Raw genomic sequence first — 26,386 nt, 5'->3', positions numbered from 1 at the left:
GCCATCGGGGTTGGAATACGACGATGCCGAGTCGGCTCGCCTGCGAATGCTCGCGTCCTGCGAGCTGCTCGACACGCCACCCGAAACACACTTCGACGCACTGACCCGGCTCGCCGCGCGCCTTTGTGATACGCCCATGGCGGTCATCTCGCTGGTCGATCGCGATCGCCAGTGGTTCAAGTCCGAGGTGGGCCTGAACCTGCGCGAAACCGCGCGCGACATCTCCTTCTGCACCCGCACCATCGAAGCGGACACCTTCTTCGAGGTGCCAGACGCCCGGGCCGACCACCGCTTCTCCGGCAGTCCGCTGGTCACGGGCCCGCCGAACGTGCGCTTCTATGCCGGCGTGCCGTTGCGGGTCGGGGGCGGCCACCCGCTTGGCGCGCTCGCCGTGCTTGACCGCGAACCACGCAGGCTGTCGGCGCAACAGCGCGATGACCTGATCACCCTGGCGTGCCAGGTGGTGATGCTGCTGGAGGAACGGCGCCAGCGCCGCCTCGCCGAAGCGGCGTCGGCCCAGACCGCGCGGCAGTCCGACTCGTTGCTGACGATGCTCACGATCGCCGGCCGCGTGGCCCGGCTCGGTGCGTGGGAGTTCGACATCGGCGGGCAGAAGGTCGTGTGGTCGGACGTGGTGGCCGACATCCACGGCATGCCAGCCGGCTTTTCACCGGGCCTCCAGGAGGCCTTGTCCTTCTACGTCGAGCCCGACCGATCGCGCGTGGCCCGCGCCGTGATCGACTGCCAGCAGGCCGGCACACCCTTCGATTGCGAACTGGTGCTGCAACCGGCTGCCGGTGGTGCACAGCGCTGGGTGCGGTCGATCGGCGAGGCGGTGCGCGACGCCGACGGCCGCATCACCCACCTGCGCGGTGCCTGCCAGGACATCACCGAACGCAAGTCGAACCTGCTCGAGATCCAGCGCCTGGCGGACCGGCTGTCCGCCACGCTCGAGAGCATCCCCGACCCGTTCGTGGCGGTGGGGGCCGACTGGCGGGTGCAGCTGGCCAATGGTGCATTCGAGCGGCTCGTGCAACACCCCCGTGAAGAGATCCTTGGCCAGGCGTTGCCCGACCTGTTGTCGGCCTCCGTGGCCGACTGCGGGTTCCTGGACCACTGCCGGGAGGCCATGGCCAGCCAGGAGCCCGTCGAATTCGAGGCCGTCGAACGGCTGGATGGGCTCCGCTTCGAGGTGCGCTTGTTTCCGTTGGAGGACGGATTGACCGTCCATGCGCGCGACATCACGCAGCGCGAAGCCATGCTGGCACAGGTGAGGCTGCTCGACACCTGCGTGCGCCGGCTCAACGACGCCGTGATGATCACCGACGCCAACCTGGAGGCGCCCGGGCCGACGATCGTGTTCGCGAACCAGGCGGTGGAGCGCCTGTGCGGGTGGCAGCCCTGGCAACTGACGGGTGGCAGCCTGCAGCGGTTGGAGGGTCCGTTGACCCAGCACGATCGCCTCGACGCATTGCGCGATGCAATGAACGCCAGCCGGCCGTTCGAGACGGAACTGATCAACTACCGCCGCACCGGCGAGCCGTACTGGGTGGAGCTGAAGCTGAGCCCGATCCACGACGACGCCGGGCGATGCACCCACTTCGTGGTGGTGGAACGCGACATCACCGAACGCAAGCAGGCCGAGGACCACCGCGAGGTCCTCGAGACGCAGTTGCGGCAGGCGCAGAAGATGGAGTCGATCGGCACGCTGGCGGGTGGCATCGCCCACGACTTCAACAACATCCTCGGCGCCATCCTCGGCAACGTGACGCTGGCCCAGGACGCCCTGTCGCCCGACAGCGGCGCGAGGGCGCCCCTGGCCACCATCACGAGCTCGGCACTGCGCGCCCGTTCGCTGGTGCAGCAGATCCTCGCGTTCGGACGCCAGCAGGCGACCCAGCGCTTGCCGCAGCCCGTGCAGCCGCTGATCGACGAAGCCGCGCGCCTGTTGCATTCCACGCTGCCAGCCAACGTGGCGCTGGAAATCCAGCGCGGGCCGGACGAGCTGTTTGCCGAGGTGGACGGCAACCAGCTGCAGCAGGTGCTGATCAACCTCTGCACGAACGCCTGGCACGCGATGCCGGCCAGTGGCGGCCGCATCGTGATCGGGCTCGGCACCGAAACGCTGGACCCGGTTCGGACGGTGGCGGGCCCGCCGCTTTCACCCGGCACGTACGCCCATCTGTGGGTGCAGGATGATGGCTGTGGCATCGAAGCCGCCGCACAGGCGCGCATCTTCGAACCGTTTTTCACGACGAAGTCGGTTGACCGGGGCACCGGGCTTGGCCTGTCGGTGGCCCATGGCATCGTGGTGGCCCACGGGGGGGCGATCGGTGTCGAGAGTTCGCCCGGGCAAGGCAGTGTGTTCCACATCCACCTGCCGCTGTGCGCACCGCCGCGGCGGGACCCGGCCGACGCGCCACCGGGGCCGGCCCCGGTGCGGCTCGACGGCCTGCGCGTGTTGTGTGTCGATGACGATCCGGTGATGCTGGTGACGATGCAGGCGTTGCTGGAGCGGGCGGGCTGCCAGGTCGATGCCCACCTCGACGCCCAGCAGGCGCTGGACCGCCTGCGGCACGCGCCGGGTGCCGCGGACCTGCTGGTGACCGACTTCAACATGCCGGGCATGGACGGCATGGCCCTCGTGCACGCGGTGAAGCGCCTGTGTCCTGACTTGCCGATCGTGATGGCCTCGGGTTTCGTCAGCGACCCGCTGCGCGAGCAGGCGACACAACTCGGCGTGCGTGCGATGGTGCAGAAGGAACGCACTGTCGAGGACCTGGTGAATGCGGTGCGCGACGTGGTGGCGGGCACGGCCGACCAGGGGCGTGCCTATCGTGCATGGCGATGAGCCGGGCCGGGGCCGCTGCCGTCGGCCAGCGTGTCGATGATGGGGCAGTCAGGCCGCTCGTCCCCGTGGCAGCACTGCACCAGGTTCTCCAGTGTCACCTTCATCGCCTGGAGTTCCTTCAGCTTGGCGTCGAGTCCCGCGAGGTGGGCCTGCGCCAGGGCCTTGACCTGGCGGCTCGGCCGGGCGCGGTCCTGCCAGAGGCCCAGGAGTTCGCGGATCTGCTCGATCGGGAACCCGAGGTCGCGCGAGTGGCGGATGAAGCGGAGGGTGTTGATGTCGCGCTCGGAGTACTGCCGGTAGCCGGCCTCCGTGCGGGCCGCTTCCGGAAAGAGCCCCACGCCCTCGTAGTGGCGGATCATCTTCGCCGACACGCCGGAGGCCTTCGCGGCCTGGCCGATGTTCATCATGGGTGCCACCGCCGCAGCAGCAAGGCGTTGGCCACCACGCTGACGCTGCTGAAGGCCATGGCCGCGCCGGCGACCACGGGGCTCAGCAGCCCGAACGCGGCCAGCGGGATGCCCAGCACGTTGTAGGCGAAGGCCCAGCCCAGGTTCTGCCGGATCTTTGCCCAGGTGCGGCGCGAGACGTCGATGGCATCGGCCACGAGGCGCGGGTCGCCGCGCATGAGCGTGACGCCGGCCGTTTCGGTGGCGACGTCGGTGCCACCCGCCATCGCGAACCCGCAGGAGGCCGCCGCCAGCGCGGGGCCATCGTTCAGGCCATCGCCCACGAAGGCCACCACCTCGCCGCTGGCGCGCAGGGCCTGCACGGCGGCCGCCTTGTCACCTGGCAGCACCTCGGCGCGCACGTCGAGGATGCCGAGTTCCCGCGCCACGGTGTCGGCGCTGCCGCGGTTGTCGCCCGTCAGCATGACCGTCCGGATGCCCAGGCCGTGGAGGCGGTCGACGGCGTTGCGCGCCGTGGCCTTGACCGTGTCGCCGAAGGCCAGCAGGCCCAGCAGCTCGGCGCGGTCGCCATACTGGCGGACCAGCCACGAGAGGGTGCGGCCGTCGCGTTCCAGGCGTTCGGCATCGTTCGCGAGGGCGCCCGGGTCGACCTGCAGTTCGCGGAGCAGGCGCGAGCTGCCGAGGGTCAGCACCTGCCCGTGCACGGTGCCCTGGACCCCACGGCCCGGCAGCGCCCTGGTGTCGCGCGCCGGGGGCACCGGGATGCCGTCCGTGCGCACCCGGTCGAGCACGGCCAGCGCAAGCGGGTGGCTGCTCGACTGCTGCAGTGCGGCGGCCCAGGCCAGCACCTCGCCGGGCGTGGTGCTGCCGGCGGGTTCGACGGCGGCCAGCGCGGGCTTGCCCTCGGTGAGGGTGCCGGTCTTGTCGAACGCGACGACGGTCACGGCGTGGGCCACTTCGAGGGCTTCGGCGTCCTTGATGAGGATGCCGTGCCGGGCGGCCACCCCGGTGCCGGCCATGATGGCGGTGGGCGTGGCGAGGCCCAGCGCGCAGGGGCATGCGATCACCAGCACCGACACCGCGTTGATGAGTGCCGTCTCCCAGTTGCCCGTGGTGGTGGCCCACGCCAGGAACGTGAGCAGTGCGATGCCCAGCACCACTGGCACGAACACGGCGCTCACGCGGTCCACGAGGCGCTGGATGGGGGCCTTGGCCGCCTGGGCGGACTCGACCAGGCGGATGATGCGGGCGAGGGTGGTCTCGGCGCCGATGGCGGTGGTGGTCACCAGCAAGGTGCCTTCGGCATTGACCGATCCGCCCGTCACGGCATCGCCCACCGCCTTGGCCACGGGCAGGCTCTCGCCCGTGATGAGGGACTCGTCGACATGGCTGCACCCTTCCGCCACCTCGCCGTCCACCGCCACGCGGTCGCCGGGCCGCACCACCACGAGGTCACCCAGCTGCACCTGCGCCACCGGGATGTCCCGCTCCATGCCGTCGCGGCGCACCCGCGCGGTGGTGGGGCGCAAGGCGGTGAGCGCGCGGATGGCGTCCACCGTCTCGCGCTTGGCACGCGTTTCGAGCCATTTCCCCAGCAACACGAGCGTGATCACCGCCGCGGACGCCTCGAAGTACAGGTGGGGCATGCCATGCGCGGCGTGCCGGGCGAGCAGGTAGACCGACAGGCCGTAGGCGGCCGACGTGCCCAGCGCCACCAGCAGGTCCATGTTGCCGGTGCGCGCCCGCAGCGCCTTCCAGCCCGACCGGTAGAACCGCGCGCCAAGCCAGAACTGCACGGGCGTGGCGAGGGCCAGTTGCAGCCAGCCATCCAGCATGCCGTCGATGCCGAACCACTGCAGGAGCATGGGGGCCACCAGGGGGAGGGCCAGCACCGCGCTCACCGCCACGGGCCACCATTCGGGCAGGCGCCGGCCCGGTGCGGGCGGCGCATCCGTCACGGGCCGGCTGGTGTACCCGGCCTTCTGGATGGCGGCCGTCAAGTCCGACACCGCCACGGTGGACAACGTCGTGACCGTGGCCTTCTCGGTGGCCAGGTTCACCGTGGCGCCGGACACACCCGGCACCTTGCGCAAGGCCTTCTCGACGCGGCCCGCGCACGAGGCGCAACTCATGCCCTCGACTTGCAGCGATGTTTCGGTGGTGGCCACCCCGTAGCCCGCCTTGCGCACCGCGGCGGCCAGCACGTCGGCACCCACGCCGGCATCGGCTTCGACGGTGGCCTGTTCGGTGGCGAGGTTGACGTCGGCCCGGTGGACACCGGGCACGGCCTTCAGCGTCTTCTCCACGCGCGACGCGCAGGACGCGCAACTCATGCCGGTGACCTGGATCCGGATGCCATGGCCAACGGGCACGGGCACGACGGTGTTCATCGGGGAGGCCTGGGTTCGAATCATGGTGGCATCTTGAACCTTCCCACGGTGGCAAGGTCAAGGATTTTGGCAAATGCCTGAGAGCCGAAGGGCTTCAGGGCGGCCGGCACGCCTATACTGCCGCGCCATGCGCCGCTTCCTGACGGTCCTCCTTCTGCTGGTCCTGCCTCTGCAGCTCTCATGGGCCGCAGCCGCGTCCTATTGCCAGCACGGCGGCGCTGCCGAGGTGGCGGGGCACCTGGGCCACCACGCGCACCAGCATGTGCAGGGTGCCGACCTGGCGGCCGCAGAAGAGGCGCCGCAGAACGGGGACGACAAGGCCCCGTGCGTGGACGACGACTGCGCCTACTGCCACCTCGGCTGCCTGAAGACCGTGGGGGCGCCGGTCATGGTGCTGGACGTGGCCCCCCGGCCGGCGTTCGACACCCCCGCGGTGCCACCCATCGCGTCCCACATCCCCGCCGGCCTCGACCGGCCCAATTGGCGCGCGCACTAGTCCGGCGCGCCTTCCTCTCACCGACAACCCACCCGCGCCGCCGGACTCTCCCCCCGTTGTCCATCAACTTCGGAGTGTTCGATGCGTTTGCACCTCGTGCCGCTGCTTGCGGCCGCTTTTTCCGTACCTGTTTCCTTTGCTCAATCGGCTGAACCCGCCGACCGGGTGGCTGCCGCAACGCCAGCCGCCGGCCTTGCTTCCAACAGAACCATCTCGCTGCGCGAGGCGCTCGATGGCGCGTTGGCCCATAACCAGGAGCTGACCTCAGCCCGCCACGAGCTCGAGGCCACGGAGGGCGCTCGCCAGCAAGCGGCTGCGCGTCCCAATCCGACGGTGGGGCTCGACGTCGAGGACACTCGACGTGCGACCCGCACCACCACGATCTTGCTGAGCCAACCGCTCGAGCTGGGTGGCAAGCGTGCGGCCCGCATGGCCGTGGCGGACCGCTCGCGCGATGTGGCGCAAGCCCAGTTGGCGGCGCAGACCGCCCAGGTTCGGGCGGCCGTGACGACAGCGTACTTCGAGGCACTCGTGGCCCAGGAGCGCGTGCGCCTGGCCGAGAGTTCGTTGTCGCTCGCTGAAGGCGCTTCTGGTGCGGCAACCAAGCGTGTGACCGCGGGCAAGATTTCTCCCGTGGATGAAACCCGGGCTCGTGTTGCCGAATCGGGCGTGCGAATCGAGCTGCTTCAGGCACGCAGCGAACTGCGTTCGGCGCTGCGTGCGCTTCGCGCGGCAACAGGTGCGCCTCAAGGCGCTTACGAAGCGGTCTCCGGGGATGCCGTCGAGGTGGCTGCGCCGATGACGGACGCCGAACTCGCTCGCCGGTTGCCCGACGCGCCGGCCATCCGCCAGGCCCACCTCGACGCCGAGCGCTTTGCGGCGCTCGCCGAGGTGGAGCGGGCACGCAGCACGCCCGATCTGACGGTCAGCCTGGGCGCCAAGCGCGACGCGGAGGCCGGCCGCAACATGGCCGTGCTGGGCGTCTCCATGCCGATCCCGGTGTTTGACAGCAACCGGGGGGCACAGCGGGAGGCGCTGCGGCGCCTCGACAAGGCCATCGCGGATGCGCGGGTCGCCGCGATTCGTGTCGAAACCGAGGCCCTGCAGGCCCAGGAGCGGATGCTCACGGCACTGGCGGAGGTCGAGTCGTTGCAGCGCGACGTACTGCCCGGCGCCCAGGGCGCCTACGACGCCGCGGCCAAGGGTTTCGATCTCGGCAAGTTCGGCTTCCTGGACGTGCTCGACACCCAGCGCACCCTTCTGATCGCGAAGGGACAGTACCTGCGTGCCTTGGCCGAAACCCATCGCTCCCGCATCGAGCTTGACCGCTTGCTTGGCACGCCCGAACAGACCACCTCGGCCAACCGGCCGGCTCAGCCCTGAGGTTCCGATGAAATTCGACATGAACAACGCGGCGTCCAAAGTGGGACGCAAGCAACTGATCGCGATCGTGGTGCTGATCGTCCTGGGGGCGACTGCCGCCTTCGCCATCCTCCGCACCGATCCGGCAAAACCCGCCGGTGCTGGCCATGGGGAGCACGGCGGCCATGGCCACGAAGAGGCCAAGGGGCATGCCGATGGCGAGCACCATGAGGAAGCCGAAGCGAAGAAGGGCCCGCACGGAGGCGACCTCTTCGAGGAGGACAAGTTCGGCGTGGAGGTGCAGTTGGCGGAAGAGGGCGGCAAGGCCAACTTCAAGGCCTGGTTGTTCGAAGATGGAAAACCGGTGGCGCCAACCACGGCGAAGGTGTCCATCAAGCTGGTACGCCCGGGCGGTGAAGAGGAAGAACTGGTCCTGGCGGTGGACGGTGATGGGCTGAAGAGCGCAAAGGCGGTGGCAGAACCCCACATTTTCGAAGCCACCTTGGCCGCCCAGACGGCGACCGAGCCCTTCGTGTTCACCTTCTCGAAGGAAGAAGGCCGTGTCGCGATGTCCGATGCGCAGCTGAAGGCGTCCGGTGTTGTTGTCGAGACGGCAACCGCAGCGGCCATCCGTTCGACGCTTCAGCTTCCCGGCGAAATCCGATTCAACGAAGACCGGACGGCCCACGTCGTCCCCCGCGTGGGCGGCGTTGTGGAAGGTGTTTCCGCGAACCTCGGGCAGCAGGTGAAGAAGGGGCAGGTCTTGGCGGTGGTCTCGAGCGCAAGCGTCTCCGATCAGCGCAGCAGCCTGCGTTCGGCCCGGCAACGACTGGGCCTCGCGCGCACGACGTACGAGCGCGAAAAGAAGCTGTGGGAAGAGAAGATTTCTCCCCGGCAGGACGTGCTGCAGGCGGAGCAGGCCTTGCGCGAAGCGGAGATCGCGGTGGCCAACGAGCAGCAGAAGCTCGGTGCCATCGGTGCGGGTACGGGCGCGGGCGCGCTCGGCCGCTACGAACTGCGAGCACCGTTCGACGGCATGGTCGTGGAGAAGCACATTGCGCTCGGCGAGATGGTCAAGGAAGACGCCAACGTCTTCACGATCTCCGACCTGTCTTCGGTCTGGGCCGAACTCAGCATCGGCGCAAAGGACCTGGACCAGGTGCGCGTGGGCGGCAAGGTGCTTGTCCGGTCGGCCGCCTCCGACACGCGGGCGAGCGGCACCGTGTCCTATGTGGGCTCGCTGATCGGCGAGCAGACGCGCACGGCCAAGGCCCGAGTGACGCTCGGCAACCCGGAACACGCCTGGAGGCCCGGGCTGTTCGTGAACGTCGACATCGTGGGCTCGGAGTCGGCCGCGCCGGTCACGGTGTCGTCGGAGGCGGTCCAGTCCGTCAATGAACAAGCCGTTGTTTTCGTCAAGGTACCGGGCGGCTTCATTCCCCAACCTGTGCGCACCGGGCGTTCAGACGGCAAGCGAACCGAAATCCTGGGTGGCCTGCGCCAAGGCGTTGCGTACGCGGCGGCCGGCAGCTTCATCGTGAAGTCGGAGCAGGGCAAGGGCTCCGCGACGCATGAGCACTGAACGGATCGGACCCCGCCATGTTTGAAAGATTGATCCGTTTTGCCATCGAACAACGATGGCTCGTCATGCTGGCCGTGCTGGGCATGGTCGGACTGGGTGTCTACAACTACCAGAGACTGCCCATCGATGCGGTGCCGGACATCACCAACGTCCAGGTGCAGATCAACACCGAGGCGGCCGGGTACTCGCCCCTCGAGACCGAGCAACGCATCTCCTATCCCATCGAGACCGTGATGGCGGGCCTGCCGGGCCTCCAGCAGACGCGGTCGCTGTCGCGGTATGGGCTGTCGCAGGTGACGGTGATCTTTGCCGACGGCACGGACATCTACTTCGCGCGCCAGCTTGTCAACGAGCGCATCCAGGCCGCTCGCGAGCAGATGCCCCCGGGCATCTCGCCGGTGATCGGCCCCATTTCAACGGGCCTTGGCGAGATCTACCTCTGGACGGTCGAGGCCAAGGACGGCGCCAGGAAGCCTGACGGCACGCCCTACACGCCGACGGACTTGCGCGAGATCCAGGACTGGATCATCAAGCCGCAGCTGCGCAACGTGCCCGGCGTCACCGAGATCAACTCCATCGGCGGGTACGCCAAGGAGTACGAGGTGGCACCGAACCCTTCGACACTCTCGGCCTACGGTCTCACGATGGGCGACGTCCTGAAGGCCCTGGAGCGCAACAACGCCAACGTGGGCGCCGGGTACATCGAGAAGCGAGGTGAGCAATACCTGATCCGGGCGCCGGGCCAGGCACGCTCACCCGACGACCTGCGCAACATCATTCTCGGAAACGCCGACGGCGTGCCGATCCGGGTGAGAGACGTTGCCAGCGTGGGCGTGGGCCAGGAACTGCGCACGGGCGCGGCCACCGACAACGGGCGTGAAGTCGTTCTCGGCACGGTCTTCATGCTGATCGGCGAGAACAGCCGCAAGGTGTCGCAAGCCGTTGATCGCAAGATGGCCGACATCAACCGCAGCTTGCCCGAGGGGGTGCATGCGGTCACGGTCTACGACCGCACCGTGCTTGTCGACAAGGCGATCAACACCGTCAAGAAGAACTTGTTCGAGGGCGCGGTGCTGGTGATCGCGGTGCTCTTCCTGTTCCTCGGCAACATCCGCGCCGCGCTGCTGACGGCGATGGTGATCCCGTTGGCCATGCTGTTCACGTTCACCGGCATGGTGAACCAGAAGATCAGCGCGAACCTGATGAGCCTGGGTGCGCTTGACTTCGGCATCATCATCGACGGCGCGGTCGTGATCGTGGAGAACTGCGTGCGCCGCCTGGCCCACGCGCAGGCACACCACGGACGTCCCCTCACACGCAGTGAGCGGTTCCACGAGGTATTCGCCGCTTCACAGGAAGCACGCCGGCCGCTGCTGTTCGGGCAGCTGATCATCATGGTCGTCTACCTGCCGATCTTTGCCCTCACCGGCGTGGAGGCGAAGCTCTTCCACCCGATGGCATTCACGGTCGTGATCGCCCTGTTGGGCGCCATGATCCTGTCCGTCACGTTCATCCCGGCGGCGGTGGCACTCTTCATTGGCAACCGGGTCGCCGAGAAGGAAAACCGCCTGATGCAGTGGGCCTCGCGCAGCTACGCGCCGCTGCTCACGCGCGTGATGGACGCCAAGCCGCTCGTCCTGACCTTCGCCGTGGTGACGGTGCTCCTCTCCGGCCTGCTGGCCACGCGCCTCGGGACGGAGTTCGTGCCCAACCTGAACGAAGGTGACTTCGCGGTGCAGGCACTGCGCATCCCTGGAACGAGCCTCAGCCAGTCGGTGAAGATGCAGCAGCAGATCGAATCCACCCTGAAGGCAAAGTTTCCCGAGATCGAACGGGTGTTCGCTCGCACCGGCACCGCCGAGGTGGCATCCGACCCGATGCCGCCCAACATCTCGGACGGCTATGTGATGCTCAAGCCCATGGACGAATGGCCGGAGCCGCGGAAGACGCGGGACGAACTGCTGGCAGCGGTTCAGGAGACTGTCGCGCAGATTCCCGGCAACAACTATGAGTTCTCGCAGCCCATCCAGCTGCGGTTCAACGAGCTGATCTCCGGCATCCGGAGCGACGTGGCCGTGAAGGTGTTCGGTGACGACATGGACGTTCTCAACAAGACCGCCATCGAGATCTCCGAAGTGCTCGAGAAAGTTCCGGGCGCAGCCGAAGTGAAGGTCGAGCAGACCACGGGCCTGCCGATGTTGACGGTGAACATCGACCGCGAGAAGACCGCGCGCTACGGGCTGAACATCGCCGACGTGCAGGACACCCTGGCCACGGCCGTCGGGGGGCGTGAGGCCGGAACCATGTTCGAAGGCGACCGTCGCTTCGACATCGTGGTGCGCCTGCCCGAGAACCTGCGCAGCGACCTCGAAGCCATCAAGCGGCTCCCCGTGGCGCTGCCGAGGGGCGAGGGCACATCGAAGGTTGCGTTCATTCCCCTCGGCGAAGTGGTGACCCTGGAACTGGCCCCGGGCCCGAACCAGGTGAGCCGCGAGGATGGCAAGCGCCGGATCGTGGTCAGCGCGAACGTGCGTGGCCGCGACCTGGGGTCGTTCGTGGGCGAAGCCAACCAGGCCGTGCAGCAGCAGGTCAAGGTGCCCTCCGGCTACTGGACCACCTGGGGTGGGCAATACGAAAACCTGCAGTCCGCGACCACGCGGCTCCAGATCGTGGTGCCCGTGGCACTCCTGCTGGTGTTCGTGCTCCTGTTTGCCATGTTCGGCAACCTCAAGGACGGCCTGCTGGTCTTCACGGGAATTCCATTCGCACTGACCGGCGGCATCGTGGCGCTCTGGATGCGCGGCATTCCACTGTCGATCTCCGCCGCCGTGGGTTTCATCGCCCTGTCTGGCGTGGCGGTGCTCAATGGCCTGGTGATGATCTCCTTCATCCGCAACCTGCGGGAGCAGGGCTTGCCGCTCGACAGGGCCATCCACGAAGGCGCCCTGACCCGGCTGCGGCCCGTGCTGATGACGGCACTGGTGGCGTCCTTGGGCTTCGTGCCGATGGCACTGGCCACCGGCACCGGCGCCGAGGTGCAGCGGCCCTTGGCGACCGTCGTGATCGGCGGGATTCTTTCTTCCACCGCGCTGACCTTGCTCGTGCTCCCGTTGCTGTATCGGTTGATTCACCGGCGTGATGAGGAGGAAGCGGTGTTCGGCCAGCTTCCTGCGGCGCACGCTGCGCCCGCGACCGGCGTGACCTGAGCGCTGTTCATCCCCACGGGCCGGCGCGCCATGCCTTCTTGCGCCGGCCTGCCATCAGAAGGCCTGTTCACGAACTCAAGTAGGTAACCCATGAACCACGACAAACTGAAATCCCTCGCTGCCATGGCCTTGCTGGCGTGCTTGTCCGCGCCCACGTTTGCTGCCGAAGACCACCAGGGCCACGACCACGGCGACAAGAAGGGCGCGGCGCATGCCCACGACAACAAGGCCCGCCATGGTGGTGCCGTCGCGGTGGTCAAGGACGTCAACTACGAACTGGTGGCGAAGCCCGACGGGCTGACGCTGTACGTCACCGACCACGGCAAGGCGGTCGACCTCAAGGGCGCTACCGCGAAGGTCATGCTGCTCACCGCCGCCGAGAAGTCGGAGACGACGCTTGCACCGGCGGGTGACAAGTTCGAAGCGACGGGGACGTTCAAGGTCCCGGCCGGGACGAAGGCCGTTGCCACCGTGACGTTGCCGAACATGCCGGCTGCGACGGCGAAGTTCACGTTCAAGTAATCGGGGCCAAAGCGTAGTCAGGGCCGTCAGCCCCCGGCACCGGGACGGCTGACGGCCAGTGCCGCGAGGCCCAGCGCGGCGATCCCCCAGGCCACGAGGCTCGCCAGCGCGCCTGCCGAGCCCGGGGCGATCGCTGCGGTCGCCTGGAACCGCGGCAGGTCCGCGAAGTCCTGCCGGCCCATCGGGCGCTCGTTGAAGATGAAGGGGTAGTAGAAGTTGCGCACCTGCTGGTGGAAGTCCGCCACCCGGTCGAGGTAGGCGAGTTGCGCGGGCAGGTCGGTGCCCGCGACCCGGTGGAGCACCGCCTGCGCGCCCACCCCCGGCAGCAGGTACCCCAGGCGGTCGGTCCAGCGCTGGCGAGCTTCCAGGCCGTCGCGGTAGGCCGCGACATCGCCTGCGACACTTTCGTCGCCCAGCTGGTGGAACGCGAAATACCACTTCCAGTGGAACTTGGCCGGCAGCGGTGCGGTGTCCTTCCAGGCGGGGTGGGTCTGGAAGAACTTCTGCATCGTCTGGTCGCGGGGCACCTCCCATGCGGCATGCACGTTCTGGCGTTGCGTGAGCATCAGGTCCACCCCCTGGCCCACGGGAATAGCGCGTGCCAGCGCCAGGTTGGCCCAGGCCGGCAACGCCAGTGTCAGTGCGACCCAGGTGCCCACGAGCGCCGTGGCATGCGCTGTTGAACTCCACCGCCGGCTCGCGACCAGCAGCGAGAGGCCGCCCCAGAACGCCACCTGCGCCACGGTGGCCAGCAGGGCCGTGGCCACCGGTGCGCCGCCGCTGCCCGACAGCACGGCACCAGTGGTCAACGGCAATGCCAACGCGGCAAGGACGAGCAGCAGGCGCAGTGCCGCGCGGCGCAGCCAGAGGCGGCCCGTGCCGCCCGGCATGGCCTGCAGCACGCGGAGCCGGCCCGCCTGGCGCTCGCCCGAGAACAGGTCGTGGAGCAGGGCGATGACGAACAGCGGCGCCAGGTAGATCAGCACGAAGCTGTAGTCGAAGCGGCCCGTGAGGGCCAGCTCGGGGTTGAACGTCTCACCCTCGTAGAGCTGCGCCTGCAAGCCGAGCGCCCGCACCCGCAAGGCATGCGGGGCCACGTCGCGCAGCCCCAGCGCGAGGAACGCGGCGTCGGACGGGGGATCCCAGGTGGCATGGAAGGTGTAGTACGCCGCATAACCGGCGTCTCCCCCCGCGTAGCGCGATGCCAGTGCGGCAAGGTCCTTCTGCTGCAGTTCACCCAGCCGCGCGATCGTGTCACGCTGGGCGTGCACCTCGCGCAGGCCGGAGCCCACGGCCAGCGCCGCGAGCAGGAACAGCAGCACCAGGGCGGCCATCGACAGCCGGGAGCGCAGGATCAGGCGCAATTCATGGTGCCAGCCGCTCATCGGTGGCTCCCGGCGAGGTGGCGGCTGCCCGCGAGCAACAGCGCGGCGGCCGCCGCGAGCCACAGTACCAGCGCCACGGCGGCCGGCATGGCACGGCGCAGCGTGTCCGCGGGCGGCAGGGGTTCGTGGTGGAACGCCGCTTCTCCCTGCCAGGCCATGGGGTCCAGACGGTTCTCCTTCGCGGGATTGCGGTCGTCGGCATACGTCAGTCTCTCCGCCTGGAGGGTGTTCAGCGCCTGCACCAGCCGGTACCGATGGCGCTCGCCCTGCTCGAGGAACCGCCGGTAGCCCTCGAGGTCCGTGCCCGCCGCGCCCATGGACAGGCGGCGGATCGCAAGGGCCGGGCTCAGCAGGCCGAAGGTGTCCATCCAGCGGCTCTGGCGAGCCTGCTGGTCGAACGACACCTCGGCATACCGGTCGAACAGGGCGCTGGTCATGCGCTCGCCCTCGATGCCCAGCAGGCCCTTGTAGTTCACCGGCAGGTCTTCCACCCGGGCCACGCCGTACTGCGCCAGCACCCGCTGGCGGAAGCCGTTGAAGTACGGGTCATCGGGGTTGTGGCTGTCGCCCAGCGCGGCCAGGTCCCGTGCCACGGCGATGTCGGTCTCGAAACGCGTGGGCAGTGCGTGGGCGGAGACCGCGCTCTCGGATGCGATGCGGGGCAACACGATCACCGCCACGGTCCAGACGGCGAGCAGGCAGAGCAGGGCGTCGCGCCGGCGGCCGAACCAGGCCGACACCGCGGTCACGGCCATCGCCCACAGGAGGAGCCACGCCGCGTGCCCTGCCCACAGCGCGAGCACGGGCCACGCCGGCGCGTTCGCGCCGATGACCAGCCCGCCGAGCGCGAGTGTCGTGGGGACCATCACGAGGCTGGCCAGGCCGCACAGGGCCAGCAGCTTGCCCAGCACGATGTGACGGGGCCGCACGCCCTGGGCCAGCAAGGTGCGCAGCGTGCCCGACTCCCGCTCCCGGGCGACGACCCCGTGGCCGAGGAATACGAGCAGCAGCGGGGCCAGCACCTGCAGCACGAAGGCCGGCGTGAGGTGCCCGAACCGCACCAGCAGCGACGACTGGCGCACGTCGCCGAAGTTCGCGCTGTTCTGGCGATGCCCTTCGAGGAACAAGGCCTGGCCGGTGTAGGCATCGATGCCCGGATCGAAGGCCGCGAGCGGGTTCAGCGCGCGGAACACGAAGTGGCCGTAGTGCACCATGCGGTGCGGATGCCGGTCCGGCTGGGCGTCGAACTCCTGGTTCGCACGCGACTGGTGGCGGGCGCGGTCGGCGTCGGCCGCTTCGCGGTGGTGCCACGCCGTGAGGGCCGCGGTGACCGAGAGCAACGTGATCAGCACCAGGCCCATCACGGCCACGCGGTCGCGCCACAGCAGCCGCCATTCGTCGAGGGCGATTCGCCGGATCGGGTTCACGAGGCGGCCTCCACGGTGGCGTAGCGCCGATGCAGCGCACGCACGTCGAAACGCTCGGGTCCGGTCGCGGCCACCTCTTCGGCGAGGCGCCCACCGCCGATGAAACCGATGCGATCGGCCACGTCCGCCGCACTCAGCAGGTCGTGGGTGACCATCAGGATGGCCACGCCGCGGCCGCGCAACACACCGAGCAACCGGTTGAATTCCGCTGTCGCCTGGGGGTCCAGGCCCGAGGTGGGCTCGTCGAGCAGCAGCGCGGGCACCTCGCGTGCGAGGGCCAGGGCGATGGCCACCTTCTGGCGCATGCCCTTGGAGAACCGGCCCACACGCTGTCCGTGGGCGGCCGGGGCCAATCCGGCGGCGAGCAAGGCAGCGTCGATGGTGCCGTCCAGCTCGGGCTGGCCCGCGAGGTCCAGCAGGTACGCCACGTTTTCGCGCGCGCTCAGGTGTTCGTACAGGGCCACGTTCTCGGGGATGTAGGCCAGGTGGCGGCGGGCCGATGCCGGGTTGGCCACGGGGTCCGCCCCGTTCACGCGCAGGTGGCCTGCGGAGGGCGCGATGAACCCGAGGAAGAGGCTGAGCGTCGTGGTCTTGCCGGCGCCGTTGGCCCCCAGCAGTGCATAGACCTCGCCGCGGTGAACGCGCAGGTCGAGGCCGTGCAGGATGGCCTTGCCGCCGTGGCCGGCCGTGACGGCCACGGCTTCCAGCACGGCCTGGTTCGATGCTTGGGTCATTCGGCAGGGTTCCTAGAAAGTGGCCTGGAGGCCCAGGGCCACCGTGCGGGCCGTGCCGGGGGTCACCCACAACCGGCTGTAGGCGCTGGCGTAGTAGGTCTTGTCGAACAGGTTGTCCACGTCCAGCGTGAGCCGGAGCGCCGGGCTCATGCGCCAATGGGCCACGAGCTTGGCCGTCGTGTAGGCAGGCAGCTCAAAGGCCGCGAGACCGTTCCTCACATCCTCCTGGGTGCGGGCCTGGCCCAGCCGTTTGCCGGTGTGGGTCACGCCGCCGCCGATCCCGTAGCGCTGCCCGCCTTGCAGCGTGTCCTCGTACACCGCCAGCACACTGCCGTTCACGCGCGGCACGTTGAGCAACCGGCCGCCGACCTCCAGGTTCTGGTCCGCGGTGACCTCCACGTCATTGAAGGCCAGGCTCGCGTTGACCCGCCAATGGCGCGCCACCTGCCCGGCAAGGTCGAACTCGAGCCCGCGGCTGCGCACCGCGCCGGCCGCGATCGACTGGCCCGTGTTGACCGGGTCGGACGTGACGACGTTGCGCTTGCGGATGTCGAAGAGCGCTGCCGTGGCGCCGATGCGCTGGTCGGCGCTCTCCCATTTCGTGCCCAGCTCCAGCGCGCGCCCCGTCTCCGGCTCGAAACTGGCGCCGGCCGCGTCTGTACCCACGTTCGGGCGGAAGGATTGCCCGGCGTTGGCGTACGCCGTCCATTGCGGGGTGGCGAGCCAGCTGATGCCCACGCGTGGTGACGTGGCTGCGGGGTCCTGCGTGGTCGTCCGCTCCGTCCGGCGGTTCAGCAGGGACTGCCGGTACTGGTCCACGCGCACCCCACCCACGAGCCGCCACGCGGGTGCCAGCCGCACCGCATCCTGCACGTAGAACGCGGTGTTGCGCTGGTGTTCGAGGGTGTCGATGTTCGCGGCCGGCGTGGGTTGCGGCTGGCCATACACGGGGTCATGGATGTCGATGGCGTAGGGCGCCGTGGGCGTGGGGTTGACCCGCAGCATCACGGAGTTCATCCGGAACCGGAACGTCTCCAGCCCGAGCAGCAGCTCGTGGTCGACACCACCGGCCTGCACATGGCCCTGGAGTTCGGCCTGCAGGGCCACGTCGTCCGACTGGTAGTCGCGGAACCGCCGTTGGCGGGTCAGCTGCCCGTTGGCCAGCAGGGCATTCGCTTCGGTGGAGAACCCCTCCATGGCCGTGCCGCGGTAAGACAGGCCCATGCGGCTGCGCCAGTCGGCGGTCCATTCATGGGACAGGATCAGCTGGTGGGTCTGGTTCTCCACCGTGACGGCACCGTCCGCCGGCTCGCCCAGGAACCGGTTTCGCGGGATGGTGCCCAACTGGTTATCGACGGCCACCACGCCCCGGTCGAGCGGTGTCTCGTGGCGCAGCAGTTCGCCGGAGTAGTCGAGCAGCGTGTCGGCCCCGAGCCTCCAGGTGAAGGCGGGTGCCACCACGCGCCGCCTGGCATCCACGTGATCGCGAAAGCCGTCGCGGTCTTCGGCGGCGATGTTGATGCGGTAGGCGAACGCCTCGTCCAGCGGCCCGGTGCTGTCGATGGCCACGCGCCGAAGCCCGTAGCTGCCGGCGTAACCTTCGACCGAATGCGCGGCGGTCCACCGCGGGCGCTTGGACACCACGTTCAGCGTGCCACCGGGTTCGCTGCTGCCGTACAGCGCCGCGGCGGTGCCCTTGAGGAACTCGATGCGTTCGACCCCTGCCAGGTCACGCGGGGCGTTGAAGCCGCGGTTGGACGAAAAGCCGTTGAGGAGCGTGGCCATGCCGGTGTTCGGGTCGCCGGCCAGCCCGCGGATGGCGATGTTGTCCCACAGTCCACCGAAGCTGTTCTGGCGCGAGACACCGCCCACGTAGTCGAGCACGTCGTCGAGCCGGGTGGCACCCAGGTCGTCCATGGCCTGGCGGGTGACGGAGCGAATGGATTGCGGCAACTCGCGCAATGGCAGGTCGGACTTGGCGCCGGCGGCCTCGCCGGCGTGGTACGTCCCCGACTCGCTGCGGCCAACCACCTGGACGGCCGGCAGCCGGGTGCTGTCGGGGGTGGGGTCCTCGTTCGCCTGGGCGAACACGGGGGCGGCAAACGCGGTGCCCATCGCCATCGTGAGGCGGGCTGCACGGACGCGGGTGCGCCGGCGGGAAAACGTGGTGGTCATGGTGTGGGTCATTCGGGTTGGATTCAGTCGCGCGGGGAGAGGCCGTCTGCCAGGGACATGCGGTAGGCCTGCCAGCCGGGCACCAGGCTCGCGGTGATGCCGGCCGCCGCGATGGCCGCGAGCAGGCCCCATTGCGCGGCGGTGGGCAGCGTGGGCGCCACGGCAAGGCCCCATCGGGCCTGGAGCCAGGGCCCCATCGCCACGATGACGGCGGCGGCCGTGGCCACGCCGGCGCACACGCCTGCCAGCGTGACGAGCGCGCCCTCGGCGGCCAGCAGCCACAGCACGTGGCGCGGTGCGGCGCCCACGGCGCGCAGCACCGCGAGTTCCCGCCGCCGCGCGTTGAGACCGGCCAGCACCACGGCCACGAGGCCGGCGAGGCTCACCGTGGCGATGAGCACCGACATGCCCATCAACGCCCGCTCGCCCACGCCCACCACGTCCCACAGTTCATCGAGCGCCACGCCGGGCAGGATCGCCATGAGCGGCTCGCCGGCGTACTCGGCCACGGCCCGTTGCGCGGTGAACACCGCGGCCCGGTTCTTCAAGCCCACGAGGGCGGCCGTCACCTGCTTCGGCGCCAGGTCGAACTTGCGGGCTTGCGCCGCGGGGATGCGCAGGCCGGGCATCGGGGCGCCGCCCACCCAGTCGAGGTGGATGGCCTCCATGGCCTCGAGGCTGATGAAGAGGGTGCGGTCCACGGGCGTGCCGGTGCGCCGCAGGACGCCCACCACGGTGAACGGCTTGTCCGCATGCGCCGCGCCGGGAAAGCCGCCGCTGCCGTGCGCCAGCGTGACCTGCCGGCCCACGGCGTAGCCGAGTGAGTCGGCGACCTCGGCCCCGATCACCACGTCGTACAGCCCGTCGAGCGTGCCGGCGAACCGGCGTCCGGCAGAGAATTGGAGTGCCAGGTCGTTGCCGTGGCGAAACCGGTCGAAATAGTCGATGGTGGTGGCCAGCACCGGGAACCCCTGGTGCGAATCGCCAAGCGACATCGGCACGAGCCAGGCCACCGACGGGTGCGCCGCGATCGCCCGCAGGCTGTCCATGCGCACGTTGTTCGTGGCCCCGCCGATGTGGAAGATGGCGTAGAGCATCAGCTGGATGGGCCCCGTGCGGGCGCCGACCACGAGGTCCGTGCCGCTGACGGACTGGGCAAAGTTCTCGCGCACGTCGGTGCGCAACCGCTCGAAGCCCACCAGCAAGAAGGTGGACAGCGCGATGGAAAGCACCACCAGCGACAGCGTGACGCGGCGGTGCCACGCGCTGCGCAGCGCCAGGCTCATCAGCGGCTTCATGCGCTCACCTCGGCCTGGGCGGCGCGGTTGATCTCGCCGAGCGCGATGCGGTCGTCGAAACGCGGTGCAAGCCGCTCGTCGTGGCTGACGAACACGAGGGTGCTGCCCGAGGCGCGGCATTGCCCCAGCAGCACGTCCATGAAATCGTCACGCAGGCCGGCGTCCAGCGCGGACGTGGGTTCGTCGGCGATGACGATCTCGGGCTGCCCGATCAGTGCCCGGGCCGCGGCCACGCGCTGCTGCTGGCCCACCGACAACTCGGCGGCCGGCCGGTGCCACAGCGACTCGCGCAGCCCCACCTGGCGCAGCAAATGCCGTGCGGCGGCTTCGGGGTTGCCTTCTGCCGCCGTGGCACGCCGTTGCCGCGTGGGGGAGAAGCGGCAGGGCAGCAGCACGTTGTCCAGCACGCCCAGGTACGGCAGCAGGTTGAACTGCTGGAAGACGTACCCGACGTGGTCGGCCCGGAAGGCGTCGCGCCGGGCCCCCTTCAACGAGGCCCACGGGGTTCCGAGCAGCGTCACGCCACCCTGCTGTGGCACCAGCACCCCGGCCAGCAGGCCCAGCAGCGTGCTCTTGCCGCTGCCGCTCGGGCCATGGAGGAAGAGGGTGCGGCCCGCCGCGACGGACAGCTGTTCGATGGCCACCGTGTCCGCCCGCGAGCGGGCCCAGCGGAACCGCAGCGCCTGGATGTCGATCATCGCGGCCCCCTCACTTCGACAGCACGAGGCGCTTGTCCGGCCGGACCAGCTGGCGGCGGAACTGGCCGCGAGGCGTGGCGGCCTGCACGTCGACGGACTTGAGGTGGGGAAAGGCAAACAGCCCCACGTCGATGTACGCCGCCTGGCCGGCACGGGCGCAGTTGAACTCGAACGTGCCGTCGAGGTCGGCGTGACCGTCCGGGTCGCCGGACCCACCGGCCGGCCCGAGCTGGAGCGCCGCCGACACCAGGTCCACGCGGCCCGGCGTGCACTGGGCGGCGGGGTCGATGGTGAACAGCGCGCCGGCCTGCCGGAGCGTGGCCAGCATGTCTGCCACCCGCTGGCGTTCGGCATCGGTGCGGGGGGCACGCTCGAAGCCCACCAGGTTGTCGAGGGGGGTTTCGAGCTGGAGGGTGATCTTGCCGGCATCGATGGCAACGTCGAGCCGGGCGGTGCCGTGCACGTGGGCGTGTTCGGCGGCAAGGGAAAGCGACGCGGCGAGCCAGAGGCTCGCCAACGCGGCGGCGTCACGAAGGCGCATGGAAGTATCTCCAACGACAGGAACCCGGACAGGGCATGGCCCGGCTCGGCCAGCGAGCGGGCGCCCAGGGCGGCTCACGCAAGGCGTGAGGGCGGGGGTCAGGCGCTGTCGGGAGGACCTTGCCCGCGTGGCGCGGGCTGGTCGGCGAGCCTTCCTGGCGAGAAGGCCTGCGCCACCTGATGGAAGGCGAGGTGCGTGGCGAGGGCCGCGGTGAACGCCGGCTGCGGCGCTACCGCGGTGACCTGTGCCAGCCCCGCGCACAGTGCGCAGGCCGCGTCGCCGTCAGGGTGGTCGGTGCCGGCGCCGTGGGTGGCCGGGCTGCGGTCGTGCGAGAACTCGTGCAGCCGCACCGAGGTCTGCGTGAAGACCCACAACGCCGCGAGCAGCGCCGCCACCCACCACCGGAAACGGGGCGGGTGCTGAGGCGAACGGCGGAGGCGCGCGGCTGCGGTCATGCGGGTGCCCTGACGCACGCGGCGGCGAGGGACGAGGGTGGGTTCGGTGGGGACACGATGGGCCGGGTGAATGCCACTAATGCGAATCGTGTCGCATTTATCGTATCACGCCCCGTCACCGCAACTTCCATCCACGCGACGCCCCAGGTTCCACGTAGGGGGCGCTCGACACGAGGTCCAGGCGATAGCCGGAGGTGCCCATCGCCGTGTCGGTGATGGCCGTGTGCAGCGTGCCGCTGACCCAGATCGAATCCATCGATCGCACGCCCGACAGCGGCTTGCTGCTCTTGATGTGGATGATCTGGTTCGACGGCGGAGGCGGCACATGGATGCAGGCGCCGAAGTAGGGCACCAGCAGGAACTCGGTGAGCGACTGGGCCGTGCCGCCGAGCGGCACCACGAAGCCGGCGATGCGGATGGGCTTGCCGTCGAGGTCCGGGCGAATGGGCGATTTCTCCCAGGCGCGCTTGAGTTCGTCGAGCGCGGACTGGGCCCGTGGGTCGCCGTCGTTCAGGCGGCTGAGGCGCGACATCGGCATGTCCTTCATCGGGTCCCACCCGGTGGGCATCAGGGCATCCCATTCGAGCGTTGCGAAGCCGCCGTTTCGAGCCGGCGCGGAAGCGGCCGGGAGCTTGTCCCCGACCTGGCGGTCGGGCGGCTGTTTGCCGGCGGCCATGGCGGAGAACTGGCATGCCAGGCCCAGCGACAGCACCAGGGTGGTTCGTCGTTTCATCATCTACCTCGACAGAGGGGGGCGCTCCGCTCGATCGAGCGGATGCGCGCAGGTCACGGGGCTCCTGGGCGGACGCCAGCGAACCGTCAGGAGCGGGAGGGGCTCGTGGGACCTGCGGGCGGGCCTCGGCTGTGAGGGTCCACCAGCGACGCGGGCGGCAACACCGAGCCGACAGTCACCGGCCGCTGGATGCCCAGGGGCAGCAGCGCCACGGTGGGGCTGTCAGGAAGCGCGGTGGCGTGCAGCCCCGCGAACGCGAGGCAGGTGGTGCAGTGGTGGTGCGCTGGCGGTGGCTCGTGCGACTCACCCGAGAGACCGCGCTCGGCCAGGTGGGTCACCTCGTGCGCCACCAGGCCCGCCTGGGCGAGGAGCACCAGCGCGATCATTGCCCAGGACAGCAGCCACTTGCGCATCATGATGGCCTCAGGCGTGCCGGTGCGGGTGCCGGGACCCGTTCGCGGCGCCACTGCCTGAGCCGCACTCCGCGCAGGTGCCGTAAAGCGTGAGTTCGTGGCGCTCGACGCGGAAACCCTTGGGCGCGAGCCTTGTCATGTCGCCCGGGCACCCCGGCACATCGAACGCGCGGTGGCACACGTTGCAGACGAAGTGATGGTGGTGGTCGTGACCGGCCAGTTCGTAGCGTGCCGCGTCGCCCGGCAGGTCGACGGCCTGCACCTCGCCGGCCTCGACCAGCTGCTTGATGTTGCGGTAGACCGTGGCGATGCTCAGGCCCGCCACGTCCAATTGCGCCGCCGCGAGGATCTCCGCCGGCGACAACGGCCGCCCGGCCTGCCCGAGGGCGGCGCGGATCGAACTGCGTTGGCGGGTGGCGCGTTCCATGCCTTGCATTGTGGCAGGCCGCGACAGGGCGGCGTGACCGCGGATGCGCCCGAGGGCCCCTGGGCGCAGAATGGGGCATGCGCCTCTCCAGTTTCATCTCCGCCAACCTGGGGCTCATCCTGGAAGACTGGGTGGCATTCGCCCGCGTCCAGCTGCCCGCCGCCGCCCGCCTGGACGACGCCGAGTTGCTCGACCACGGGAGGAGCATCCTCCAGGAGATCGCTGCCGACATGCTCCGGCCGGAGCGAGAGGGTGAGCGGCGAGACAAATCGGAAGGCAACAGCGCACTCGCGTCCTCCGCGGAAGGCGTGCCGTCGCGCAGCCACGCCCGGCAGCGCGAGCGCCAGGGCTTCGAGATCGAGCAGATGGTTGCGGAGTACCGCGCCCTGCGCGCCACGGTGTTGCGCTTGTGGAGCGCATCCTCCGACGACGTCCAGCACCAGGACCTGGAGGACGTCACGCGGTTCAACGAGGCCGTCGACCAGGCCATGGCGGAGTCGCTGAAGACCTTCGTGGAGGAGGTGAGCCGCACACGCGACCTCTTCCTCGGCATGCTGGGCCACGACCTGCGCGGCCCGTTGAGCACGATCTCGGGGTGCGCTCACCTGATGCGGCACAAGTGGCCCGACGATACCGCCCAGACGGCGCTGGTGCTGCGCAGCGTCGCGCACATGAAGGCCTTGCTCGACGACCTGATGGAGTACACGCGGGGGCGCCTGGGGGACGGTCTGTCGGTGGACCCTGCGCCGCTGGATCTCGCGCGGTTCGCGCGCGACACGCTGGAGGAGATCGGCGCGATCAACCCCGCGCGGCCACTGCACCTTGCCGTCGCGGGAGACGTTCAAGGGGAGTGGGACGCGAGGCGCCTGCACCAGGCCTTGTCCAACCTGGTCTTCAATGCGTTGAAGCATGGCGACGCGAGCGCCGCCCCCCAGGTGCAACTGGACGGTACGGCGCCCGACCAGGTGGTGATCTCGGTGGAAAACCGCGGCCGGCCCATCCCCGCCGACCTGTTGCCTCGGCTCTTCGATCCGTTGGTGCGTGCGGAGGGTGACGGATGGAGCACCGACTCGCAGGTGGCCGGCGCCAACCTGGGCCTGGGCCTCTTTGTCGTGCGGGAAATTGCCACGGCCCATGGCGGCACCGTGGACGTCGTGTCCGACAACGTCAGCACGCGTTTCGAGCTTCGGTTGCCTCGGCTCTCCCGGCGGCGAACCTCCACGTTGAGGTGACCGGACCTGCCACGTCGCCGTGCGACGTGGCCCAGGCAGGCATCAGGCCGGCGTGCGCACCGCTTGCCGTGCCACCAGTTTCCATTGGCCGCCCTGGCGCTGCCACACCTGCAGCACCTTCAAGCTGACGGCGCCCGGCGTCCCCGAATCGTTCGTCTTCGCGTTGAGCGCGTGGCGGATCAGCGCCACGTCACCGGTGAGCACGACGGTCTGGTCGGTGAGGTCTAGCGTGACGAAGTCGGACTTGCCGTTCACCAGGTCGCCGATGAAGCTCTGTTTCGTGTCCACGCGGCCACCGGAGTGACCGTAGGAGAGTTGCTCGGCGACCACGGCGTCGAGGACGGCCGCGCTGGGGTCCACCATCGCGGCGCGCAGGCGCTCGGCCGCCGCCGTCACGTCCGCGCGGTCGTTGGCCGACGGCGTGTTGGCCGTGCCGGCGCAGCCCGCCAGGGTCGCAGCCATCGCGGCAGCCAACAGGCTGCCGCGGACTCTCCAGATCGCCTTGTTCCTTGTCATCGGGTGCTCCGAAATTTTGAGGTTGGTCATCGTACAAGTAGGCCAAACCATTGCCCTATCGGGAAAACGCGGGGCCTGCCGACATATGCCGTTGCACACAGGCCATGATGCGAGTTTCCCCTTTGCACAGTAGCGATGCGTGACACGAGGCTTTTTGCATTGGCGGGTTTCCCCCCATTTTGAAGTGCATGTTGCAAGACCTACGATGTCGTACCACGTGAGCAAAAAGCGGTGACAGAAACCGGTCGCTCACGCAACGGGAGGCTTTTTCAATGCACAGATTCATCCGACCCGCCGTCGTCACGGCGGCTCTGGCCGCGGCATGCGCGCTTTCGGCATGCGGCGGCGGTTCCGACACCACCGAACTCGACGCACCTGCGGTGCCTGCGGCACCTGACACCGGCACGGCCACACGGCCGTTGATGTCCCCGTCGCAAGCGGCCGAACACACGGCGGCCAAGTACCTCGCGCAGGCGGGTGCACTCGGCACCGATGGTTCGGGCCTGACCGTGGACGGCTGGACGCCACCCGACGTGGGTGACGCGGCCGGCTTCTCGCCCACGTTCGTGGTCGCGGCCGATGGCAGCGGCACGCACACCACGCTGCAGGCTGCCATCGATGCCGTGCCCGCGCTGGCGCAGAGCACGGTGCGGCACTTCATCCTGATGAAACCGGGCACCTACCGCGAGGTGGTCTGCGCCAACGGCAAGGCCCCGGTGACGCTGTACGGCGCGGGGCCCGACGCCAGCGCCGTGGTGGTGGTGGCCGGCCACTACAACGCCGAACCGAAGGTGGAGGGCACGCCGGCCAACCCCTGCAATCCGAACGCCGCGGCGAAGACCTACGGCACCAGCGGCAGTGCGTCCGTGGCGATCTACAGCGACCAGTTCCACGCGAAGAACATCACCTTCGCCAACGACGCGATGAAGAACGTGGCGAACGGCGAGGGCTACCCCGAGGGCGCCTCCGGCCGCGGCGGCGCGCAAGCCGTGGCGCTGATGACCCAGGGCGACCGCCTGGTGTTCGACAACGTGCGCGTCGTGGGCCACCAGGATTCGCTGTACGTGAAGACGGCCAACACCGCCACGGTCGCGCGGGCCTACCTGCGCAAGTCCCACGTGGAAGGCGACGTCGACTTCATCTTCGGCCGAGGCACCGCCGTGTTCGCGCAGTGCCGCATCCACTACGTCAGCACCCGGCTGCCTGCAGGGGCCTCCACAGCGATGCTCGCGCCGAGCACGTCGCCGCTGAACCGCTACGGCATGTTGTTCGTCGACAGCGACTTCACGGCCGACACCGGCGCGGTGGCGGGCGCCATCCACCTCGGCCGGGCATGGGACGAAGGTGTCAACGCCACCACGAACCCCTACGTCGCGGGCGTCTCACCCAACGGCCAACTGCTCGTGCGCGACAGCCGGCTCGGCGCCCACATCCAGCCCACCGCCCCCTGGACCACGTCCACGTCGGGCCGCGCCTGGACCGCCGACGGCAACCGCTTCGCGGAGTACCGCAACACCCAAGCGCCCTGAGGCGCCC

22 protein-coding genes are annotated in these 26,386 nt (G+C 69.5%); 8 read left to right on the top strand and 14 right to left on the bottom strand.

All coding sequences use genetic code 11. The annotated features are described in order from the left end of the window. The first annotated feature begins 46 nt into the window (after positions 1 to 46). Positions 47 to 2,851: a PAS domain-containing protein gene (locus ASC87_RS27955; RefSeq protein ID WP_235582329.1), complete on the top strand. Its 2,805-nt coding sequence runs from the start codon at positions 47 to 49 to the stop codon at positions 2,849 to 2,851. Here the strand turns inward: ASC87_RS27955 and cueR are convergent. After that, complete coding sequence (gene cueR / locus ASC87_RS27950) at positions 2,833 to 3,255, bottom strand: Cu(I)-responsive transcriptional regulator (RefSeq protein ID WP_056670916.1); 423 nt, start codon at positions 3,253 to 3,255, stop codon at positions 2,833 to 2,835. The two genes, ASC87_RS27955 and cueR, sit on opposite strands and share 19 nt — an antisense overlap. Then, positions 3,255 to 5,648, bottom strand: coding sequence for a heavy metal translocating P-type ATPase (locus ASC87_RS27945; RefSeq protein WP_056670912.1), 2,394 nt, complete (start codon positions 5,646 to 5,648; stop codon positions 3,255 to 3,257). Before ASC87_RS27945 ends, cueR begins: the two co-directional genes overlap by 1 nt. Before the next feature lie 127 nt (positions 5,649 to 5,775). On the opposite strand from ASC87_RS27945, the gene czcI reads away from it, so the two are divergent. From czcI to ASC87_RS27920, 5 genes are all read left to right on the top strand, one after another. After that, positions 5,776 to 6,144: a cation efflux protein, CzcI family gene (gene czcI / locus ASC87_RS27940; protein WP_056670909.1), complete on the top strand. Its 369-nt coding sequence runs from the start codon at positions 5,776 to 5,778 to the stop codon at positions 6,142 to 6,144. An 81-nt stretch (positions 6,145 to 6,225) separates the two neighbouring features. Beyond that, positions 6,226 to 7,527 carry a TolC family protein gene (locus ASC87_RS27935; RefSeq protein ID WP_056670907.1) on the top strand — a complete coding sequence of 434 codons (1,302 nt, stop codon included), beginning with the start codon at positions 6,226 to 6,228 and terminating at the stop codon, positions 7,525 to 7,527. A 19-nt stretch (positions 7,528 to 7,546) separates the two neighbouring features. Continuing rightward, complete coding sequence (locus ASC87_RS27930; protein WP_235582328.1) at positions 7,547 to 9,088, top strand: efflux RND transporter periplasmic adaptor subunit; 1,542 nt, start codon at positions 7,547 to 7,549, stop codon at positions 9,086 to 9,088. Between the two features lie 17 nt (positions 9,089 to 9,105). After that, the gene (locus ASC87_RS27925) at positions 9,106 to 12,294 is read left to right on the top strand and encodes a CusA/CzcA family heavy metal efflux RND transporter (protein ID WP_056670901.1); all 3,189 of its coding nucleotides are present in this window, start codon (positions 9,106 to 9,108) and stop codon (positions 12,292 to 12,294) included. A 90-nt stretch (positions 12,295 to 12,384) separates the two neighbouring features. Continuing rightward, positions 12,385 to 12,816 (top strand): hypothetical protein, encoded by a 432-nt coding sequence (locus ASC87_RS27920; RefSeq protein ID WP_056670898.1) that lies wholly within the window; start codon positions 12,385 to 12,387, stop codon positions 12,814 to 12,816. Positions 12,817 to 12,842: 26 nt separating this feature from the next. On the opposite strand, the gene ASC87_RS27915 is transcribed toward ASC87_RS27920, so the two are convergent. The 11 genes from ASC87_RS27915 to ASC87_RS27865 form a co-directional block, all read right to left on the bottom strand. Continuing rightward, a complete protein-coding gene (locus ASC87_RS27915) occupies positions 12,843 to 14,201 on the bottom strand; it encodes a DUF3526 domain-containing protein (protein ID WP_056670895.1) in 1,359 nt (452 codons plus the stop codon). Continuing rightward, positions 14,198 to 15,628 (bottom strand): DUF3526 domain-containing protein, encoded by a 1,431-nt coding sequence (locus ASC87_RS27910; RefSeq protein WP_056670892.1) that lies wholly within the window; start codon positions 15,626 to 15,628, stop codon positions 14,198 to 14,200. Before ASC87_RS27910 ends, ASC87_RS27915 begins: the two co-directional genes overlap by 4 nt. Next, on the bottom strand, positions 15,625 to 16,362 hold the full coding sequence (locus tag ASC87_RS27905) for an ABC transporter ATP-binding protein (protein WP_056670890.1): 738 nt from the start codon (positions 16,360 to 16,362) through the stop codon (positions 15,625 to 15,627). Before ASC87_RS27905 ends, ASC87_RS27910 begins: the two co-directional genes overlap by 4 nt. Before the next feature lie 12 nt (positions 16,363 to 16,374). Further along, positions 16,375 to 18,477: a TonB-dependent siderophore receptor gene (locus ASC87_RS27900; protein ID WP_369820808.1), complete on the bottom strand. Its 2,103-nt coding sequence runs from the start codon at positions 18,475 to 18,477 to the stop codon at positions 16,375 to 16,377. A gap of 83 nt (positions 18,478 to 18,560) precedes the next feature. After that, a complete protein-coding gene (locus ASC87_RS27895; protein WP_056670887.1) occupies positions 18,561 to 19,835 on the bottom strand; it encodes an ABC transporter permease in 1,275 nt (424 codons plus the stop codon). Further along, a complete protein-coding gene (locus ASC87_RS27890) occupies positions 19,832 to 20,533 on the bottom strand; it encodes an ABC transporter ATP-binding protein (protein WP_056670884.1) in 702 nt (233 codons plus the stop codon). The genes ASC87_RS27895 and ASC87_RS27890 overlap by 4 nt, the downstream gene beginning before the upstream one ends. A gap of 10 nt (positions 20,534 to 20,543) precedes the next feature. Further along, positions 20,544 to 21,074, bottom strand: coding sequence for a DUF2796 domain-containing protein (locus tag ASC87_RS27885; protein WP_056670881.1), 531 nt, complete (start codon positions 21,072 to 21,074; stop codon positions 20,544 to 20,546). Positions 21,075 to 21,172: 98 nt separating this feature from the next. Further along, positions 21,173 to 21,529 carry a hypothetical protein gene (locus ASC87_RS27880; RefSeq protein ID WP_157604422.1) on the bottom strand — a complete coding sequence of 119 codons (357 nt, stop codon included), beginning with the start codon at positions 21,527 to 21,529 and terminating at the stop codon, positions 21,173 to 21,175. A 115-nt stretch (positions 21,530 to 21,644) separates the two neighbouring features. After that, positions 21,645 to 22,262 (bottom strand): DUF3299 domain-containing protein, encoded by a 618-nt coding sequence (locus ASC87_RS27875; protein WP_162255220.1) that lies wholly within the window; start codon positions 22,260 to 22,262, stop codon positions 21,645 to 21,647. Between the two features lie 86 nt (positions 22,263 to 22,348). Next, positions 22,349 to 22,678, bottom strand: a complete 330-nt coding sequence (locus tag ASC87_RS27870) for a hypothetical protein (RefSeq protein ID WP_056670872.1) — start codon at positions 22,676 to 22,678, stop codon at positions 22,349 to 22,351. Between the two features lie 7 nt (positions 22,679 to 22,685). Then, entirely contained in the window at positions 22,686 to 23,102 is a 417-nt protein-coding gene (locus tag ASC87_RS27865; protein ID WP_056670869.1) for a Fur family transcriptional regulator, read from the bottom strand. Between the two features lie 77 nt (positions 23,103 to 23,179). Here ASC87_RS27865 and ASC87_RS27860 point away from each other — a divergent pair, with 77 nt between their 5' ends. Beyond that, positions 23,180 to 24,334, top strand: a complete 1,155-nt coding sequence (locus ASC87_RS27860; protein WP_056670866.1) for a sensor histidine kinase — start codon at positions 23,180 to 23,182, stop codon at positions 24,332 to 24,334. Between the two features lie 42 nt (positions 24,335 to 24,376). Here ASC87_RS27860 and ASC87_RS27855 read toward each other — a convergent pair whose 3' ends face one another. Further along, positions 24,377 to 24,850, bottom strand: a complete 474-nt coding sequence (locus ASC87_RS27855) for a nuclear transport factor 2 family protein (protein ID WP_056670863.1) — start codon at positions 24,848 to 24,850, stop codon at positions 24,377 to 24,379. A 272-nt stretch (positions 24,851 to 25,122) separates the two neighbouring features. Between ASC87_RS27855 and ASC87_RS27850 the strand changes: the two genes are divergently transcribed. Continuing rightward, complete coding sequence (locus ASC87_RS27850; RefSeq protein ID WP_056670860.1) at positions 25,123 to 26,379, top strand: pectinesterase family protein; 1,257 nt, start codon at positions 25,123 to 25,125, stop codon at positions 26,377 to 26,379. Positions 26,380 to 26,386 lie beyond the last annotated feature (7 nt).

It is taken from the genome of Rhizobacter sp. Root1221, from assembly GCF_001425785.1.
GTDB lineage: Bacteria > Pseudomonadota > Gammaproteobacteria > Burkholderiales > Burkholderiaceae_C > Rhizobacter.
Note: the sequence above shows the minus strand (reverse complement) of the source record. Positions and strands in the feature narration are given on the sequence as shown.

What these genes read in the sequence shown, in the direction of transcription:
- ASC87_RS27905 (WP_056670890.1), bottom strand. Translation starts at nt 16,362, where the DNA reads ATGACCCAAGCATCGAACCAGGCCGTGCTGGAAGCCGTGGCCGTCACG.
- ASC87_RS27935 (WP_056670907.1), top strand. Translation starts at nt 6,226, where the DNA reads ATGCGTTTGCACCTCGTGCCGCTGCTTGCGGCCGCTTTTTCCGTACCT.
- ASC87_RS27915 (WP_056670895.1), bottom strand. Translation starts at nt 14,201, where the DNA reads ATGAGCGGCTGGCACCATGAATTGCGCCTGATCCTGCGCTCCCGGCTG.
- ASC87_RS27925 (WP_056670901.1), top strand. Translation starts at nt 9,106, where the DNA reads ATGTTTGAAAGATTGATCCGTTTTGCCATCGAACAACGATGGCTCGTC.
- czcI (WP_056670909.1), top strand. Translation starts at nt 5,776, where the DNA reads ATGCGCCGCTTCCTGACGGTCCTCCTTCTGCTGGTCCTGCCTCTGCAG.
- ASC87_RS27855 (WP_056670863.1), bottom strand. Translation starts at nt 24,850, where the DNA reads ATGACAAGGAACAAGGCGATCTGGAGAGTCCGCGGCAGCCTGTTGGCT.
- ASC87_RS27945 (WP_056670912.1), bottom strand. Translation starts at nt 5,648, where the DNA reads ATGAACACCGTCGTGCCCGTGCCCGTTGGCCATGGCATCCGGATCCAG.
- ASC87_RS27885 (WP_056670881.1), bottom strand. Translation starts at nt 21,074, where the DNA reads ATGCGCCTTCGTGACGCCGCCGCGTTGGCGAGCCTCTGGCTCGCCGCG.
- cueR (WP_056670916.1), bottom strand. Translation starts at nt 3,255, where the DNA reads ATGAACATCGGCCAGGCCGCGAAGGCCTCCGGCGTGTCGGCGAAGATG.
- ASC87_RS27890 (WP_056670884.1), bottom strand. Translation starts at nt 20,533, where the DNA reads ATGATCGACATCCAGGCGCTGCGGTTCCGCTGGGCCCGCTCGCGGGCG.
- ASC87_RS27870 (WP_056670872.1), bottom strand. Translation starts at nt 22,678, where the DNA reads ATGATGCGCAAGTGGCTGCTGTCCTGGGCAATGATCGCGCTGGTGCTC.
- ASC87_RS27930 (WP_235582328.1), top strand. Translation starts at nt 7,547, where the DNA reads ATGAACAACGCGGCGTCCAAAGTGGGACGCAAGCAACTGATCGCGATC.
- ASC87_RS27900 (WP_369820808.1), bottom strand. Translation starts at nt 18,477, where the DNA reads ATGGGCACCGCGTTTGCCGCCCCCGTGTTCGCCCAGGCGAACGAGGAC.
- ASC87_RS27895 (WP_056670887.1), bottom strand. Translation starts at nt 19,835, where the DNA reads ATGAAGCCGCTGATGAGCCTGGCGCTGCGCAGCGCGTGGCACCGCCGC.
- ASC87_RS27865 (WP_056670869.1), bottom strand. Translation starts at nt 23,102, where the DNA reads ATGGAACGCGCCACCCGCCAACGCAGTTCGATCCGCGCCGCCCTCGGG.
- ASC87_RS27850 (WP_056670860.1), top strand. Translation starts at nt 25,123, where the DNA reads ATGCACAGATTCATCCGACCCGCCGTCGTCACGGCGGCTCTGGCCGCG.
- ASC87_RS27920 (WP_056670898.1), top strand. Translation starts at nt 12,385, where the DNA reads ATGAACCACGACAAACTGAAATCCCTCGCTGCCATGGCCTTGCTGGCG.
- ASC87_RS27860 (WP_056670866.1), top strand. Translation starts at nt 23,180, where the DNA reads ATGCGCCTCTCCAGTTTCATCTCCGCCAACCTGGGGCTCATCCTGGAA.
- ASC87_RS27875 (WP_162255220.1), bottom strand. Translation starts at nt 22,262, where the DNA reads ATGAAACGACGAACCACCCTGGTGCTGTCGCTGGGCCTGGCATGCCAG.
- ASC87_RS27880 (WP_157604422.1), bottom strand. Translation starts at nt 21,529, where the DNA reads ATGACCGCAGCCGCGCGCCTCCGCCGTTCGCCTCAGCACCCGCCCCGT.
- ASC87_RS27955 (WP_235582329.1), top strand. Translation starts at nt 47, where the DNA reads ATGCTCGCGTCCTGCGAGCTGCTCGACACGCCACCCGAAACACACTTC.